This window comes from Nocardia takedensis NBRC 100417, assembly GCF_000308695.1.
GTDB lineage: Bacteria > Actinomycetota > Actinomycetes > Mycobacteriales > Mycobacteriaceae > Nocardia > Nocardia takedensis.
In genome coordinates, this window is record NZ_BAGG01000077.1 from 86,137 (window position 1) to 100,766 (window position 14,630).

Sequence of the window (14,630 nt, forward strand, 5' to 3'; positions counted from 1 at the left end):
GTGACGGGGTGCTGCGGACGGTCCCAGCTATTAAATGAACACTAGTGTTAGATTAATACCGTCGCCGGAGATCGTGTCAAGCTCTCCGGTGTCCGACACAGTTCCGCCAGGCCGCCGATGTGAGGGATCACCATGTCGATCGAGGGCTCAGCGGCCGCCGACACCGCCACCGCGCGGCGCGGCAGGCCGCCGCAGACACGGGAGCAGGCCGACGAGGTCAGGGCCCGGATCGTGGCCGCCACCGCCGAGGTGTTCACCCGCGGGGGCTCGCGCGGACTCAGCGTCGCCCAGATCATCGAACAGGCCGGTCTGGCGCGGCCCACCTTCTACCGCTACTTCGCCAACGCGCTGGAACCGCTGCACGTCCTGCTCACCGCGTCCAACGCGGGCCTGGTCGGCGGGATCGTCGGCGCGCTGTCGGGCACCGATCAACCGGTGGAACTCGGCATCGGCCTGATCGACGCCTACCTGGACTGGGCGCGCGGACACGGGCCGATGCTGCGCCCGCTGTTCGCCGAACTGCACGACCCGGCCTCCCCGGTCTCGCACTACCGGGAACTCGCCTTCGCCGACATTCGCGCGGCGGTCCGCACGGCCTTCACCGATCTCGGCAGGCCGGTGCCCAGTCCCCTGGACCTGAACGCGGCGCTGCACGTGTGCGAGTACGTGGTCTATCGCATCTCCGCCGAGGCGGGCGCGGGGGCGCAACCCGATCCGGAGACGGTCGCCGCGGCCCGGCTGACCATGATCCGGGTGCTGTTGACCACCCTGGGCACCCGGGCCGACGTCGAATACGCGCTCACGCTGCCCGGGTTGTTTGCCGAGCCGTGAGACGCGGGCTCAGGAAGCGGCCCGGCGGGCCCGCACCCGCTCCTCGACCCGGTGGATCAACTCGCGCACGCGCGGATCGCGGGTCAATCGGTCGTCCAGCACGACGTTGATCGCGCCGCGGAACAGCGCGTAGGGCTCCCACTGCGCGGGCGCGATGGTGCGCGGCGCGCGACGCAGGATGCCCTCGACCACCGAGGTCGCCGCCTCGGCCGCGGTGATGCGGCGGTTGAGCGGCCACGGCAGCAGTTCGCCCACCGCGCGGCCCAATTCGTCGCCGTCGAGGGTGCCGTGGGTCATCGCGGTCTCCACGATGCCGAAGTAGGCGACCCCGGCGGTGGCGCCGACCGCGGCCAGTTCGACGCGCAGCGCGCGGCCGAACTGCTCGACGGCGGCCTTGGTGGTCATATACGGCGAACCGGCCATGCCGGGGGCGAAGGCCGCCGCCGAGGACACCACCACGACGTGCCCACCCGCGTCGATGACGTGCGGCAGCGCGGGATGCACGGTGTTGAACACCCCGACCAGGTTGATGCCGACCACCCGATCGAATTCGGCCGGGTCCATGGTGGCGATGGTGGCCGGTTCCGGCACCACGCCCGCGTTGGCGACGACCACGTCCAAGCGGCCGAACCGCTCGTGCACCGCCTCGACCGCGGCGCGCATGGCGGCCCGGTCGGCCACGTCGGCGGTGCGGGCGAAAGCGTTGTCGCCCAGCGCCTTCGCCGCGGCATCGGCGGCCGCGCCGTCGATGTCCAGGATCGCCACCGACGCACCGCGCGCGATCAGGTCCTCGGCCAGCGCCCGGCCGATCCCGGTGGCCGCGCCGGTGATCAGCACGACCTTGCCGCGCGGGTCGAGGGCGCCCGCGCCCTGGGACAGGGCGGGCGCCGCGGCCAGCAGGCGACGCAACGGGAGCAGGTCGGCCAGGTTCATCGCAGGCTCGCTTCGCAGGTGTCGAGTTCGTAGGATTCGGCGTCGAAACGGCGGGTGCGGTTGCGGTACTCGAAACTCCAGTTCGGGTACAGCCCGGCGTTGTGGCCGTCGGCGGTCTGGTAGTAGCTGCGGCACCCGCCGGTCAACCACGCCGTCTCGCGACTGCGTTCGGCTACTTCGTCCAGGAACGCCGCCTGCACCTCGTCCTTGACCTCCACGCGCGCCACGCCGCGCTCGCGCAACGTCTTCAGCGCGTCCACGATGTACTGGACCTGCGCCTCGATCATGAAGATCGCGGACTGGTTGCCCGCCGCGCCGAACGGGCCCAGCGTGCAGAAGAAGTTCGGGAAGCCCGCCACCGCCGCGCCGAGGTAGCTGCTGGGCCGCTCACGGTAGTGGTCGGCGATGGACCGGCCGTCCGCGCCGTGGACGCGCTCGAAAACACCGGCGGGCACGCCGAATCCGGTTCCCCAGATCAGGGTGTCGACGGGATGTTCGACGCCGTCGGCGGTCACGATCGAGTGCGCGCGGATCTCCTTGATCCCCGCGGTGACCACCTCGACGTTGGGGCGGGTCAACGCCGGGAAGTAGGCGTCGGAGAAGATGGCGCGCTTGCAGCCGATGACATAGTCGGGGGTGAGTTTGCGGCGCAGTTCGGGGTCGCGGACCTGGCGCAGCAGTTGCAGTTTCGACAGCGTCTCGAAGGGGTGGCGGAAACGCTTGTCCACGAAGCCGACCAGGCCGAAGCCCTCGATTCCCGCGTAGACCGCGCCGCGAATGGCCTTGCCGAGCACCGGCATCCGGCGCAGCATCGCGCGTTCGACGCCGGTCGTCGTGCGGTCCAGGCGCGAGACGATCCAGGGGGCCGAACGCTGGAACACCGTCAGCGTGCGGACCTTCGGGGCGATCTCCGGGATGAACTGCACCGCAGAGGCCCCGGTGCCGATGACGGCCACCCGGCGGTCGGTCAGGTCGTGGTCGTGATCCCAGTGCAGCGAATGGAATTGGACGCCCGCGAACTTCTCCCGACCGGGCAGCGCCGGGATCTGCGCCTCGCTGAACGGACCCACGGCCGAGATCAGCACGTCGGCGGTCAACTCCCCCGCGCCCGTGCGCAGCCGCCAGCGGTTCGCGTCCTCGTCCCAGTGCGCCTCGATCAGGTCCGCGCCGAAGCGCATGTGCCCGCGCACGCCGTGGTCGGCGACCACGCGCCGCAGGTAGGCCAGGATCTCGGGTTGGGTGCCGTAGGTGCGCGACCAGTTCGGGTTGGGCGCGAAGGAATAGGAGTACAGGTGCGAGGGGACGTCGCAGGCCGCGCCGGGATAGGTGTTCGCCAGCCAGGTGCCGCCGAGGTCCTCGGCGCGTTCCAGGATCAGGAAGTCCTCGATGCCCGCCTCGCGCAGTTTCACCGCGAGACCGATGCCCGCGATCCCCGCGCCGATGACGGCGACGGACACGTGGGCGGGAATGTCAACGGCCATGGGTCAGCCAGTCCTTTACAGATCGAGCGTGAGTTCGCCACCGCGCGAACGGGATACGCAGGTCAGCATCGAGTCCGCGCGCTCGGCCGCGCTCAGCAGCCGGTCGCGGTGCTCGACCGTCCCGTCCAGGACGGCGACCTTGCAGGAGCCGCAGAAACCCTGCCGGCAGGAGTAGGTCACCGAGGGCACGACGCGGCGGATGGCCGCCAGGGCCGTCTCGTCCGCCCCGACCCGCACGGTGCGGCCGGTGCGGCGCAGGGTCACGTCGAATTCGACGCCGTCGCGCACCGGCAGCGGGGAGAAGCGTTCGGTGTAGAGCGCGACCGAGGGATTCAGGGCGCGCAGTCGCAGCCAGGCGGCGTCCATCATCGACGGCGGTCCGCAGACGTAGACCGCGGCGTCGGGGGTCACCCGGTCGATGAGGTCGGCGGGTTCGGCGAGGCCGAATTCGTCGTCGGGTCGGACCACCAGGTCGCCGCCGGGCAGGCGTTCCAATTCCGCCAGGAACGGCATGCTCGCGCGGGACCGGCCGAGGTAGACCAGTCGCCACGGGATGCCCGCGCGGGCCGCTTCGGCGACCATGGGCAGGATCGGGGTGATCCCGATGCCGCCCGCGACGAAGACGTAGGACGCGGCGGTGATGTAGGGAAAGGCATTGCGGGGGCCGCGAATGCGGAGTCGGTCGCCGACGCGCAGGGTGTCGTGCACCTCGCGGGAACCGCCGCCGCCCTCCTCGATGCGGCGCACCGAGATCCGGTAGCTCGCGCGGTCGGCCGGATCGCCGTTGAGCGAGTACTGCCGCTGCTTGCCCGAGGGCAGGAAGACGTCCAGATGCGCGCCGGGCGTCCAGACCGGCAGCAGGTCGCGGGCCGGGTCGCGCAGGGTCAGGCTCAGCACGTCCTCGGCTTCGCGCTCGATCCGGTCGATCACCACCGTGCGGTCGAAGCCGCTGCGCCGGACCGGCCGCGGGCGCGAGAGCACCCGGGCCGCGGCGGTCTGCACGAAGACCAGCTTGTAGGCGTCCATCGCCGAGGCGATCAGGCGCACGCCGGCGTGCGGGCGGTAGCCCTCGGTCACGACTGGCTCCCGCGGGCGGCCGGCGACTGCGCCAGGTAGCGCAGCGCGTTGTCCATCGGCCCCAATTGGGAGGGGTGGAAGCCGGGGCGCAGGTAGCGCGGGATCTCGGTGAAGAAGGTGGTCCAGCTCGGCACGACGCCGCGCAGCGAGGCACTGGCCAGCTGCAACGGCCACCAGCGGCCTTTGGCGGGCTCGGGGTCGCGGGCGAACAGGTAGCCGCTGGAGGCCACGAACAGCGCGAGCAGGCCGGTCGAGGCGAGCAGGGCGTGCCTGGCCTTACGGGCATAACTGCCGTCGACGTACATGTAGGCGTCGTAGACCACACTGCGGTGCTCGACCTCTTCGGCGCCGTGCCAGCGGATCAGGTCGAGCATCGCCGGGTGCATTCCGGCTTCCTCGAGCTTGTCGTTGGTGAGCAGCCACTCGCCGATGACGGCGGTGTAGTGCTCCATGCCCGCGAACAGGGCCAGGCGCTCGCACAGCCAGGCGTGCTTGGCGCGCCCGGTCAGGCCGTGGTCGCCGAGCAGGCGGTCGACCATCCAGGACATCAGCTCGACCATCGGGCCGACCTCGAGCCCGATCTTCTCGAGCTGCTGTCGCGCCTTCTCGTGCGAACTGGCGTGCATGGATTCCTGGCCGATGAAGCCGCGGACCTCCTCGGCCAGCCGTTCGTCATCGATCAGGGGCAGCGCCTCCGACAGCGCCTGCGCCATCGCGCGTTCGCCTTCGGGCAGCACCAGGTGCATCACATTGATGATGTGGGTCGCCATGACCTCACCCGGGATGTAGTGCATGGGCACCGAATCGAAGTCGAACTCGACATCGCGGGCATGGATGGCGTGTGCCTCATCGGCATACGGGGCAGAACCCATCTCGTGGTCCTCACGTCTCGTCGCTGAAACCGGACCCCAGAAATGTAAAACTGAAATCAAGTGCTGTCAACATCACGTGATGTCAACTTCTCGATATGAGAGGATCGGGGCATGGTCGCCGATTCGGAACCGACTCCCCCCGGTATGCGCCGCTGGCGCGGACTGGCCCCCGCCGAGCGGATCACCGCCCGCCGCGAACAGTTGATCAACGCGGGGGTCGAACTGATGGGCACCGTGGGCGCGGCCGAGATCTCCATGCGCGGGATCTGCCGTCAGGCGCAGTTGACCGAGCGCTACTTCTACGAGAGCTTCACCAACCTCGACGCGCTGCTGACCACCGTCCTCGAGACGGTGGTGCTGGCCGCGCGCGATCGCCTGCTCGACGCGCTGACCACCGCGCCGATCGACCGCGACGCCATGTTCCGTCACTGCGTGTCGGCCTTCACCGACTACCTCACCGAGGACCGTCGCCGCGGCCGGATCATGTTCGTCGAATCCCAGGCCACCCCCGCGCTCACCGCGCACGCCGACGAGCTCATCGAATTGTTCACCGCCCCCATCGCGTTGACGATCGGCGCGGGCGACTACCGCGATCCGGCTCCCGACCAGCTCGACAGCACCCTCAACGCCAACGCCATCTTCGGCACGCTGGCCTACTTGTACCGGCCGTGGCTGGAGGGCTCGATCGCGGTGCCGCGGGATCGCTTCGACGAGCACGCGACCCGGCTACTGGTCGGCATCTCGCTGGTGCGCTCGACGCCCGCCGAGTCGGAGACCTCCTAGCGGGACGTCCCGCACGGGGGCGTTGGGACGTCTCACAATCTGAAACCAGACGGTCCGCAGTCGACCGCCGTTACGTGAAGTCCCTCACAGTAGATCCGTCTACGGTCTCATCGTTCCCCGAGAAGGCTTGTGCGCCAATGCAGCTAGCCGATCGGTAACCAGATTGCCGATCGCCCACGCCGCAACTCGCCGACGAGCCGGCGAAAGTCGCTGCGGACACCCCCTTCTCGAGGTCTACCACCTCCCATTGCCGGCCGGTCACAAGTTCGTGAGACTTCACGAGCCGCCAACCTTGACAAGTCGCGCGCGACGCTCCGAGCGCCGCCGCGCGAGCTTGCGCATTCGTAGTTACTCTCGGGTAACGTCCTGCCCCGCCGACGATCAGCGCAGATCCCGGAACCGTGTCCCGACAGCGATCTCCAGGAGCGCTCGTGTCGCATTCTCGATTCGAATCCATCGGTGCCTACCTCCCCTCGACGGTCCTGACCACCCGGGAACTGCTGTCCCGGCTGTCCCAGGCCCCCTCCTTCGACCTGGAGAAGATCACCGGCGTACGCGAACGCCGGGTCCACGACACCAGCCCCGACAACTACGAGGACTCCTACGCCCTCGCGCTCAAGGCCGCCCAGGACTGCCTGTCGCGATCACGATATGCCGCAGCGGATCTCGACGTGATCATCTCCACCTCGATCACCCGCAGCCGCCACGCCACCCGCATGTACATGGAACCCTCCTTCGCGGGCTCGCTGGCCCGTGAACTCGGCGCGCCCGTGGCGATCTCCTTCGACGTCTCCAACGCCTGCGCCGGAATGCTCACCGGCACCTACCTTCTGGACCGGATGATCCGCTCCGGCGCGGTCCGCAACGGCATGGTCGTCAGCGGCGAGGCCATCACGCCCATCGCCGACACCGCCGTCGCGGAGATCTCGGAGAAGTACGACCTGCAGTTCGCCTCGCTGTCGGTGGGCGATTCGGCCGCCGCGGTCATCCTCGACGAAGCCGTGGACGACGCCGACAAGATCCACTACATCGAACTGATGACCGCCTCGGAGTACTCCAACCTGTGTCTGGGCATGCCCAGCGGCAAATCCAACGGTGTCGCCCTCTACACCGACAACCGCCGTATGCACAACGAGGACCGCTTCCTGCTCGGCACCAATGCCCAACGCTCCTACCTGGCCGCGCGCGGGCGCGAATTCGCCGACGAGGCATTCGACTACGTCATCCACCACCAGTTCGGCGCGGCCGCGATCCCGTGGATGAACGCGATCTGCGAACGCGAGTTCAAGGCACCGATGCCGCCGGACCTGCGCGTCATCGACAAGTACGGGAACACCTCGACCACTTCGCATTTCATCGTGCTGCACGACCAGTTGAGTCAGCAGAGCCTGCCCGCGGGATCGAAATTGCTGATGATCCCCGCCGCCTCGGGCATCGTCACCGGGTTCGTCTCGACCACCATCTCCTCGCTGAAAGTCTAGGGGTCCGCATCATGGGCGTCCGTATCATCGCCACCGGCATCAGTCGCGCGAGCGACACCAACAGCATCGTCGAGAACAGCGGCCGCGCCGCCCGTAAGGCGCTGGAGCGGGCCGGTATTCGCGCCGACCAGGTCGGGGTGCTGATCAACACCGGCATCTTCCGCGACTCCAACACCGTCGAACCCGCCGTCGCCGCGCTGATCCAGAAGGCGGCGGGCATCGGGCTCGAATACGCCGCCGACGATCCGCGCACCTTCTCCTTCGACCTCATGAACGGCGCGGTCGGGGTGCTGGACGCGGTCCGCGTCGCGGGCTCGATCCTGGCCACCGGCAGCGCCGAGCACGTCCTGGTCGTGGCGGGCGACACCCACCCGTCGCTGACCACCTCCGTGGCCACCGAGGAATTCCCCTACGCCACCGTCGGCGCTGCCCTGCTGCTCGCCGACGCCCCGGACGGCGAGGGTTTCGGCCGGGTGCACCACGCCGCCGCCACCGGAACCCCGGCCGTCGAGGCCTACGTCGACACCGCGACGATGGGCGCGCGCGGTCGCGGGATCATGACCGTGGTCCGCGACCCCGATTTCGAGCAGCGCCTGCTCGCGGTGGCGGTCGAGGCGGCGCGCTCGGCGCTGGCCGAGGTCGACGACGTCACCGGGCTCGCGGTGATCGCCTCCACCCCGACCCCGCAGTTCCCGAAACTGCTGGCCGACGCGCTGGGCATCGACCAGGACGCGGTGCGCGCCCACGATTCGGCCGAGGGCGACCCGCACACCGCGGCGTTGCCGCTGGCCTACCACCGCGCCGTCGTCGAGGACGCCCTGACCGGGCGGGAAGCGATCCTGTTCGTCGCGGCGGGCGCCGGACCCACCGCGGCCGCCGCGCTGTACCGCCTCCCGGCGGGGACCGGTTCGTGACCGCCGCCACCTACTGGAAGGCCTTGGATCGGTTCCGCGACGCGGTCGCCGCGGACCCGGACCGGGAAGCGGTCATCCACCCGGTCGGGACGGGCCCCGACGGGCTGCCGGTCTACCGGCACGTCAGTTATCGGGAACTCGACGCCTGGTCCGACGCGATCGCCGAACGGCTGTTGGCCTCGGGCGTGGGGTCGGGAACCCGCACGATCTTGTTGGTGCTGCCCGGCCCCGAGCTCTACGCCCTGCTGTTCGGGCTGGTGAAGATCGGCGCGGTACCGGTCGTCATCGATCCGGGCATGGGGGTGCGCAAGATGGTGCGCTGCCTGCGCGCGGTGCGGGCCGAGGCGTTCATCGGCATCCCGCAGGCGCACGCGCTGCGCGTGCTGGTGCGCCGCGGATTCGGCTCGGTGCGCACCACCGTCACCGTCGGCAGGCGCTGGTTCTGGGGCGGCGACCGACTCGCCGCGTGGGGTCGCACCCCCGCCGCCGCGCTGCCCGAACGGGCGGTCGGCGCGGACGAGGACGTGCTGGTCATCGGCTTCACCACCGGCAGCACCGGTCCGGCCAAAGCGGTCGAACTCACCCACGGCAACCTCGCCGCGATGGTCGAACAGGTCGACACCGCGCGCGAGCACCAACCGCCGGACACCTCGCTGATCACGCTGCCGCTGGTCGGCGTTCTCGATCTGCTGCTCGGCTCGCGCTGCGTGCTGCCGCCGCTGGTGCCGAGCAAGGTAGGGGCCACCGACCCCGACCACGTCGTGGACGCCATCGGCCGCTTCGGGGTGCGCACCCTGTTCGCCTCGCCCGCCGTGCTGATCCCGCTGCTGCGCCGCCTGCGCGAACGCCCCGACGACCTGAAGACCGTGCGCAGCGTCTTCTCCGGCGGCGCGCCCGTCCCCGACTGGTGCATCACCGGACTGCGCGAACAGCTCACCGAGGACGTGCGGGTCTACGCGGGGTACGGCTCCACCGAGGCGCTGCCGCTGTCGATGATCGAATCACGGGAACTGGCCGACGGACTGGTCGAGCGCGCGCACCGCGGCGAGGGCACCTGCATCGGGCGACCGGCCGACCGGATCCGGGCGCGACTGGTCGCCATCACCGATGAGCCGTTGCCCACCTGGGCCGACGCGCAGCGCCGCGCGGGTGAACTCGACACCACCGCGGGCATCGGCGAACTCGTCGTCGCCGGGCCCAACGTCAGCACCCGCTACTACTGGCCCGAGCGCGCCAACGTCGTCGGCAAGATCGTCGAGGACGAGGTGATCTGGCACCGCACCGGCGATCTGGCCTGGATCGACGAGCACGAGCGGATCTGGTTCTGCGGGCGCAAGAGTCAGCGCGTGCGCACGGCGGCGGGTCCGCTGTTCACGGTGCAGGTCGAGCAGATCTTCGCCCCGGTCGAGGGCGTCGCGCGCACCGCGCTGGTCGGCGTCGGCGTCCCCGACGCGCAGCGCCCGGTGCTGTGCGTCGAACTCGCCGAGACAGCCGAGGCCGACACCGTCCTGCCGCGCCTGCGCGCCAGGGCCGCGCAATTCGCGCTGACCGAGGACATCGCGGACTTCCTCGTCCACCCCGGCTTCCCGGTCGACATCCGGCACAACGCCAAGATCGGCCGCGAACAGCTGGCGAAATGGGCCGGTTCCCGCGTGGACGGCGGCGCGCGGTGAGCCCGCGGGTGCTCGCGCTGCGGGCGATCCCCGTCCTCGGCTGGCTGTACCTGCTGGTCGCCGCGCGCTCGCGCGGGATGTGGCGGGCGCTGTGGTGGATCGACCTGTTCCTCAGCGTCGTCGTGCACGCCGCGCAGATCCCGGCGGCGCTGCGGGCCGCGCACGGCGCCGGACGCTCGCCGCTCGAGACCGCCGCGCTCACCCAGATCTTCGGACTGACCTACTGGAAGACGACGGAGGCGAAGCGATGAAGGTCCTGGTGACGGGCGCGTCCGGATTCCTCGGCGGCGCGCTGACGCGCAAGTTGGTGGCCGACGGCGAACACGACGTGTCGATCCTCGTGCGCCGCGGCAGCAACCTCGCCGACCTCGGCTCGGTGCGCGAGGTGCGACCGGTCCTCGGCGACCTGACCGATCCGGCGTCGCTGGCCGAGGCGACCCGGGGAATGGACGCGGTCGTGCATTCGGCCGCGCGGGTCGACGAGCGCGGCACCCGCGCGCAGTTCCAGCGCGAGAACGTCGGGGCCACCGTCGATCTGGTCACCTCGGCCCGCGCCCACGGCGCGCGACGGTTCGTATTCGTCTCCAGTCCCAGCGCGCTGATGGAACGCGACGGCGGCGACCTGCTCGACGTGGACGAATCACTGCCCTACCCGCGCCGCTACCTCAACCTGTACTCCGAGACCAAGGCCGCCGCCGAACGGGCCGTGCTGGCCGCGAACTCCGCCGAGTTCACCACCTGCGCGCTGCGCCCGCGCGCGATCTGGGGCGCGGGCGACCGGTCGGGGCCGATCGTGCGTCTGCTCGACCGCACCGCCACCGGCGACCTGCCCGACCTGTCCTACGGGCGGACCGTCCACGCGTCGCTGTGCCACGTGGACAACGTGGTCGACGCCTGCGTGCGCGCCCTGGACGCGCCCGCGGTGGGCGGGAAGGCGTACTTCCTCGCCGACGCCGAACGCACCGACGTGTGGGGGTTCCTCGGCGAGGTCGCCGACCTGCTCGGCTATCCGCGTCCCACCCGGCGTCCCGATCCGCGCGTGCTGGCCGCCGTCGTCGCGGTCATCGAAACCCTGTGGCGGGTACCGGCGATCGCGACCCGCTGGTCGCCGCCGCTGTCGCGCTACGCGGTCGCGCTGATGACCCGCAGCGCCACCTACGACACCTCCGCCGCCGCGCGCGATCTCGGCTACCGGCCGATCGTGACCCGCGCCGAAGGGCTCGCGAGCTTCCTGAACTGGCTCGCGGCCGAGGGCGGCGTGACGGAACTGACCAAGGATCTGCGATGAGCGACACCGAGTTCCGCCGACCGCTGTCCCCCACCGAACGCATGTATTTCCCGATGCGCGGGCTCGCGCCGCCGTTCCTCATGCAGTTGGTCGTCCCCGGCGTCGGCGACCTCGATGTGCGGCGGTTGCGCGAGGCCGTCGCGGTCGCGTCGGCGGCCTGCCCCGGCGCGCGCTTGGTCCGCTCCGGCTCGACCTGGGTGGACAGCGGGATCGCCCCGGACGTGCGGGTGGTGCGCCACACGCCGGGCCACGCGCTGGAAGCCGATCCGATCCTCACCGCGCCGATCGCCGCCTCACCCGAAGCCACCACCGAGGTGCTGGTCCTCGACGGCGACCCGGTCACCTTGGTACTGCGCGTCTTCCACGGCGTCATGGACGGCATGGGGATGGTGCTGTGGCTGCGCGAGATCCTGCGCGCGCTGCGCGGGGAAGCGCCGATCGGTCACGCCGATCCGATCGCGGACGCCCAACTGGTCCGCCGTGTCGGCGCGCCCGGACTCCCGGCGCTGATGATCCCCCGCTTCCGCGCCGCCGTCCCGTCCGGCCGGCAGCATCCCGATCTGCCGCGACACCTGTTGCGGCGCCGCTCGATTCCGGTCCGGGTGAACGCACCGGTCGCGCGGGTCGCCGCGCTGCTGGCCGGGCGCACCCGCGGTGTCTCGCGGATCATGATGCCGGTCGATCTGCGCCGCCACGACCCGGACCTGCGCTCGACCGCCAACCTCGCCCTGCCACTGTTCCTGGACATCGCCCCCGGTCAGGACTGGGTCGAGGTCAAGGACCAGATCAAGGCCGGACTGCGGGAACGGCGCGAACTGAACCAGATGGCCGCCGCCCGGCTCACCGACGTCCCCGAGCCCGCCACCGGCCTGCTGCTGCGCGCCCTCAACGGACTCGGCGTGCGCTTCGGCCGGAATCTGGCCTCGGCCACCGTCTCTCACATGGGTCGCTTCGACCTCGCCGAACTCGCCGTCCCCGGATTCCGGCCCACCGCCGTCTACGTGCTGCCGCAGCACAGCGTCGCCATGCCCCTGCTGTTCGGGATCATGGAATCCGGCGGCAACACCGATCTCACCGTCTCGGCGCGCGGCGGCGCGGGCGTCGAAGAACGGCTCGAAGCCCTGCTCGACGACATCGCCACGATGTTCGAGCGGGTCGCCGGACGCGGCGCGGACCTGGCGTCGTGAGAATCCTGGCCCGCGTGGTGCTCGCGCGGCCGCGCACGATCCTGGTCGTCGTGGTCGCGCTGATGGTGGCGCTCGGCCTGTTCGGCGCGGACGTCGCCGAGCGGGTCAGCGCGGCGGGCTTCACCGACCCGCACAGCGAGTCCGCGCGGGTGGATCGCCTGGTGCAGGAGCGTTTCGGGCCCCGCACCCCCGATGTCATCGCGCTCTACACCGTGCCCGAAGGACGCACCCTCGACGACATCGGTCCCGAGGTGCGTAGGGCGGTCGACGGCATCGACCCCGACCTGTTGGCGCGTCCCGTCGAAACCTATTGGCACAGCGGACCGTTGCTCGCCCCGTCGCTGCGTTCCGCCGACGGCAGGCAGGCGGTCGCGGTGGTGTTCGCGGCGGGCGAGGAAGATCAGCGCATCGCCGCCTTTCCCGAACTCGAAGCCGCCCTGCGGGTTCCCGGCCTCGACACGCGCTTCTCCGGCTACGGCGCGATCTCCACCGAGATCACCCGACAATCCCAACACGACCTGATCCGCGCCGAATCGATCTCGCTGCCCTTGACGCTGCTCGTGCTCGTGCTGATCTTCGGCGGGGTCGCGGCGGCCGGACTGCCGGTGGCGGTCGGCGCGCTCGCGGTCCTCGGCGCACTCGGCGCGCTGCGACTGCTCACCGAACTCACCCAGGTCAGCACCTTCGCGGTCAACATCGCCTCACTGCTCGGACTCGGCATGGCCATCGACTACGGGCTGTTCCTGGTCACCCGCTTCCGCGAGGAATACACGCCCGGCGCGGACGTGGCCGCGGCCGTCGAACGCACCCTCGCCACCGCGGGCCGCACCGTCGGCTTCTCGGCGCTGCTGCTGATCTGCGCCTTCGCGGGCACCTTCGTCTTCCCGCAGGCGGTGCTGCGCTCGCTGGGCTTCGGCGCGATCGCGGCGGTCGCCCTGGCCGCGCTGCTGTCGCTGACCGTCCTGCCCGCGCTGCTCGCCCTGTTCGGCCCGCGCATCGGGCGCGGCGGCGCGAAAGCCCGCACCGAACGGTTCTGGGGCCGGGTCGTGGACGCGGTGCTCACCCGACCGGGAGCCGTCACGGTAGCGGTCGGCGCGGTACTGCTCGCCCTGGCGAGCCCCCTGCTGGGCATCCGACTCGGCGACATCGACCACCGCGCGCTGCCCGCCGACAACACCATGCGCCAGACCGTCGAACAACTCACCGCGGACTTCCCGGCGGCGGGCAGCGGCATCACCACCGTGCTGGGCGGCGTCGAGGGGGCAGTGCCGCAGGCCGCGGCGGTCGACCAGGTCACCGACGCGATCGAAGCCGTGCCGGGGGTGCACCGGGTGACCCAGATCGGGCGCGTGGACGATCTCGTCGTCCTGCACGCCACGCTCGACGCCACCGACCGCGGCGAAGCGGCCACCACGGCGGTCCGCGAGATCCGTTCCCTCACACCACCGCCCGACACCACCCTGCGCGTCGGCGGCGACACCGCCGCCACCCTGGACAGCGTCGACTCCATCGTGCGCGGCATGCCCTGGATGATCCTGGTCATGGTCGGGGCGACCCTGATCCTGCTGTGGACGGCCTTCGGGTCACTCCTGCTGCCGGTCAAGGCGGTGGCCATGGCCTTCCTCAGCCTCGCCGCCACCTTCGGCGTCCTGACCTGGATCTTCTCCGACGGTCACCTGGCCGGACCGCTCGGCGTGGAACCCGGGCCGATCGCGGCGGGCATGCTGGTCCTGATCGTCGCCGTCGTGTTCGGCCTGTCCACCGACTACGAGGTCTTCCTGCTCTCCCGCATGGTCGAAGCCCAAGCCCAGGGGGCCGACACCGCCGCCGCCGTCCGCGACGGCACCGTCCGCACCGCCCGCGTCATCACCGCCGCCGCGGTACTGCTGATCCTGGTCACCGGCGCGTTCACCCTGTCCCCGCTGACCCCGATGCGCTTCCTGGGCCTCGGCATGATCATCGCCCTGCTGATCGACGCCACACTCGTGCGCATGCTGCTGGTCCCCGCCCTGGTGCAACTCATGGGCCCCGCCAACTGGTGGTCCCCGAAGTTCTTCCGCCGACCGCAGCCGAGCATCCCGGCGGCCGTCGAGCGATGACTTCGCGGGGC

Annotated in this window: 13 protein-coding genes; 9 read left to right on the forward strand and 4 right to left on the reverse strand. The window is 70.8% G+C overall.

Annotated features, from left to right (window positions below):
• The first annotated feature begins 132 nt into the window (after positions 1–132).
• Positions 133–831: a TetR/AcrR family transcriptional regulator gene (locus tag ON30_RS16335; protein WP_040708104.1), complete on the forward strand. Its 699-nt coding sequence runs from the start codon at positions 133–135 to the stop codon at positions 829–831.
• 9 nt (positions 832–840) lie between these two features.
• Here the strand turns inward: ON30_RS16335 and ON30_RS16340 are convergent, their stop codons facing one another.
• Genes ON30_RS16340 through ON30_RS16355 form a run of 4 tightly spaced genes read right to left on the reverse strand, consistent with a single transcriptional unit; the run spans position 841 to position 5,194 of the window.
• Complete coding sequence (locus ON30_RS16340) at positions 841–1,764, reverse strand: short-chain dehydrogenase/reductase (RefSeq protein WP_083911439.1); 924 nt, start codon at positions 1,762–1,764, stop codon at positions 841–843.
• Complete coding sequence (locus ON30_RS16345) at positions 1,761–3,245, reverse strand: flavin-containing monooxygenase (protein WP_040708106.1); 1,485 nt, start codon at positions 3,243–3,245, stop codon at positions 1,761–1,763. Before ON30_RS16345 ends, ON30_RS16340 begins: the two co-directional genes overlap by 4 nt.
• Positions 3,246–3,260: 15 nt before the next feature.
• Positions 3,261–4,271 carry a PDR/VanB family oxidoreductase gene (locus ON30_RS16350; RefSeq protein WP_083911444.1) on the reverse strand — a complete coding sequence of 337 codons (1,011 nt, stop codon included), beginning with the start codon at positions 4,269–4,271 and terminating at the stop codon, positions 3,261–3,263.
• 47 nt (positions 4,272–4,318) lie between these two features.
• Positions 4,319–5,194, reverse strand: a complete 876-nt coding sequence (locus tag ON30_RS16355) for a metal-dependent hydrolase (protein WP_040708110.1) — start codon at positions 5,192–5,194, stop codon at positions 4,319–4,321.
• Between the two features lie 111 nt (positions 5,195–5,305).
• On the opposite strand from ON30_RS16355, the gene ON30_RS16360 reads away from it, so the two are divergent.
• The 8 genes from ON30_RS16360 to ON30_RS16395 all read left to right on the forward strand — a co-directional run bounded on the left by ON30_RS16360 (position 5,306) and on the right by ON30_RS16395 (position 14,619).
• Positions 5,306–5,977 carry a TetR/AcrR family transcriptional regulator gene (locus tag ON30_RS16360; protein ID WP_040708111.1) on the forward strand — a complete coding sequence of 224 codons (672 nt, stop codon included), beginning with the start codon at positions 5,306–5,308 and terminating at the stop codon, positions 5,975–5,977.
• A gap of 431 nt (positions 5,978–6,408) precedes the next feature.
• A complete protein-coding gene (locus tag ON30_RS16365; protein ID WP_040708112.1) occupies positions 6,409–7,458 on the forward strand; it encodes a 3-oxoacyl-ACP synthase III family protein in 1,050 nt (349 codons plus the stop codon).
• Positions 7,459–7,469: 11 nt separating this feature from the next.
• Positions 7,470–8,372 carry a hypothetical protein gene (locus tag ON30_RS16370; RefSeq protein ID WP_040708113.1) on the forward strand — a complete coding sequence of 301 codons (903 nt, stop codon included), beginning with the start codon at positions 7,470–7,472 and terminating at the stop codon, positions 8,370–8,372.
• Positions 8,369–10,045 carry a fatty acid CoA ligase family protein gene (locus tag ON30_RS16375; RefSeq protein WP_051029430.1) on the forward strand — a complete coding sequence of 559 codons (1,677 nt, stop codon included), beginning with the start codon at positions 8,369–8,371 and terminating at the stop codon, positions 10,043–10,045. The genes ON30_RS16370 and ON30_RS16375 overlap by 4 nt, the downstream gene beginning before the upstream one ends.
• Positions 10,042–10,296 carry a hypothetical protein gene (locus tag ON30_RS16380; protein ID WP_040708179.1) on the forward strand — a complete coding sequence of 85 codons (255 nt, stop codon included), beginning with the start codon at positions 10,042–10,044 and terminating at the stop codon, positions 10,294–10,296. The genes ON30_RS16375 and ON30_RS16380 overlap by 4 nt, the downstream gene beginning before the upstream one ends.
• Complete coding sequence (locus ON30_RS16385) at positions 10,293–11,333, forward strand: NAD-dependent epimerase/dehydratase family protein (RefSeq protein WP_051029432.1); 1,041 nt, start codon at positions 10,293–10,295, stop codon at positions 11,331–11,333. Before ON30_RS16380 ends, ON30_RS16385 begins: the two co-directional genes overlap by 4 nt.
• Positions 11,330–12,520 carry a hypothetical protein gene (locus tag ON30_RS16390; protein WP_040708114.1) on the forward strand — a complete coding sequence of 397 codons (1,191 nt, stop codon included), beginning with the start codon at positions 11,330–11,332 and terminating at the stop codon, positions 12,518–12,520. The genes ON30_RS16385 and ON30_RS16390 overlap by 4 nt, the downstream gene beginning before the upstream one ends.
• Entirely contained in the window at positions 12,517–14,619 is a 2,103-nt protein-coding gene (locus tag ON30_RS16395) for an MMPL family transporter (protein ID WP_040708116.1), read from the forward strand. The genes ON30_RS16390 and ON30_RS16395 overlap by 4 nt, the downstream gene beginning before the upstream one ends.
• The last annotated feature ends 11 nt before the right edge of the window (positions 14,620–14,630 follow it).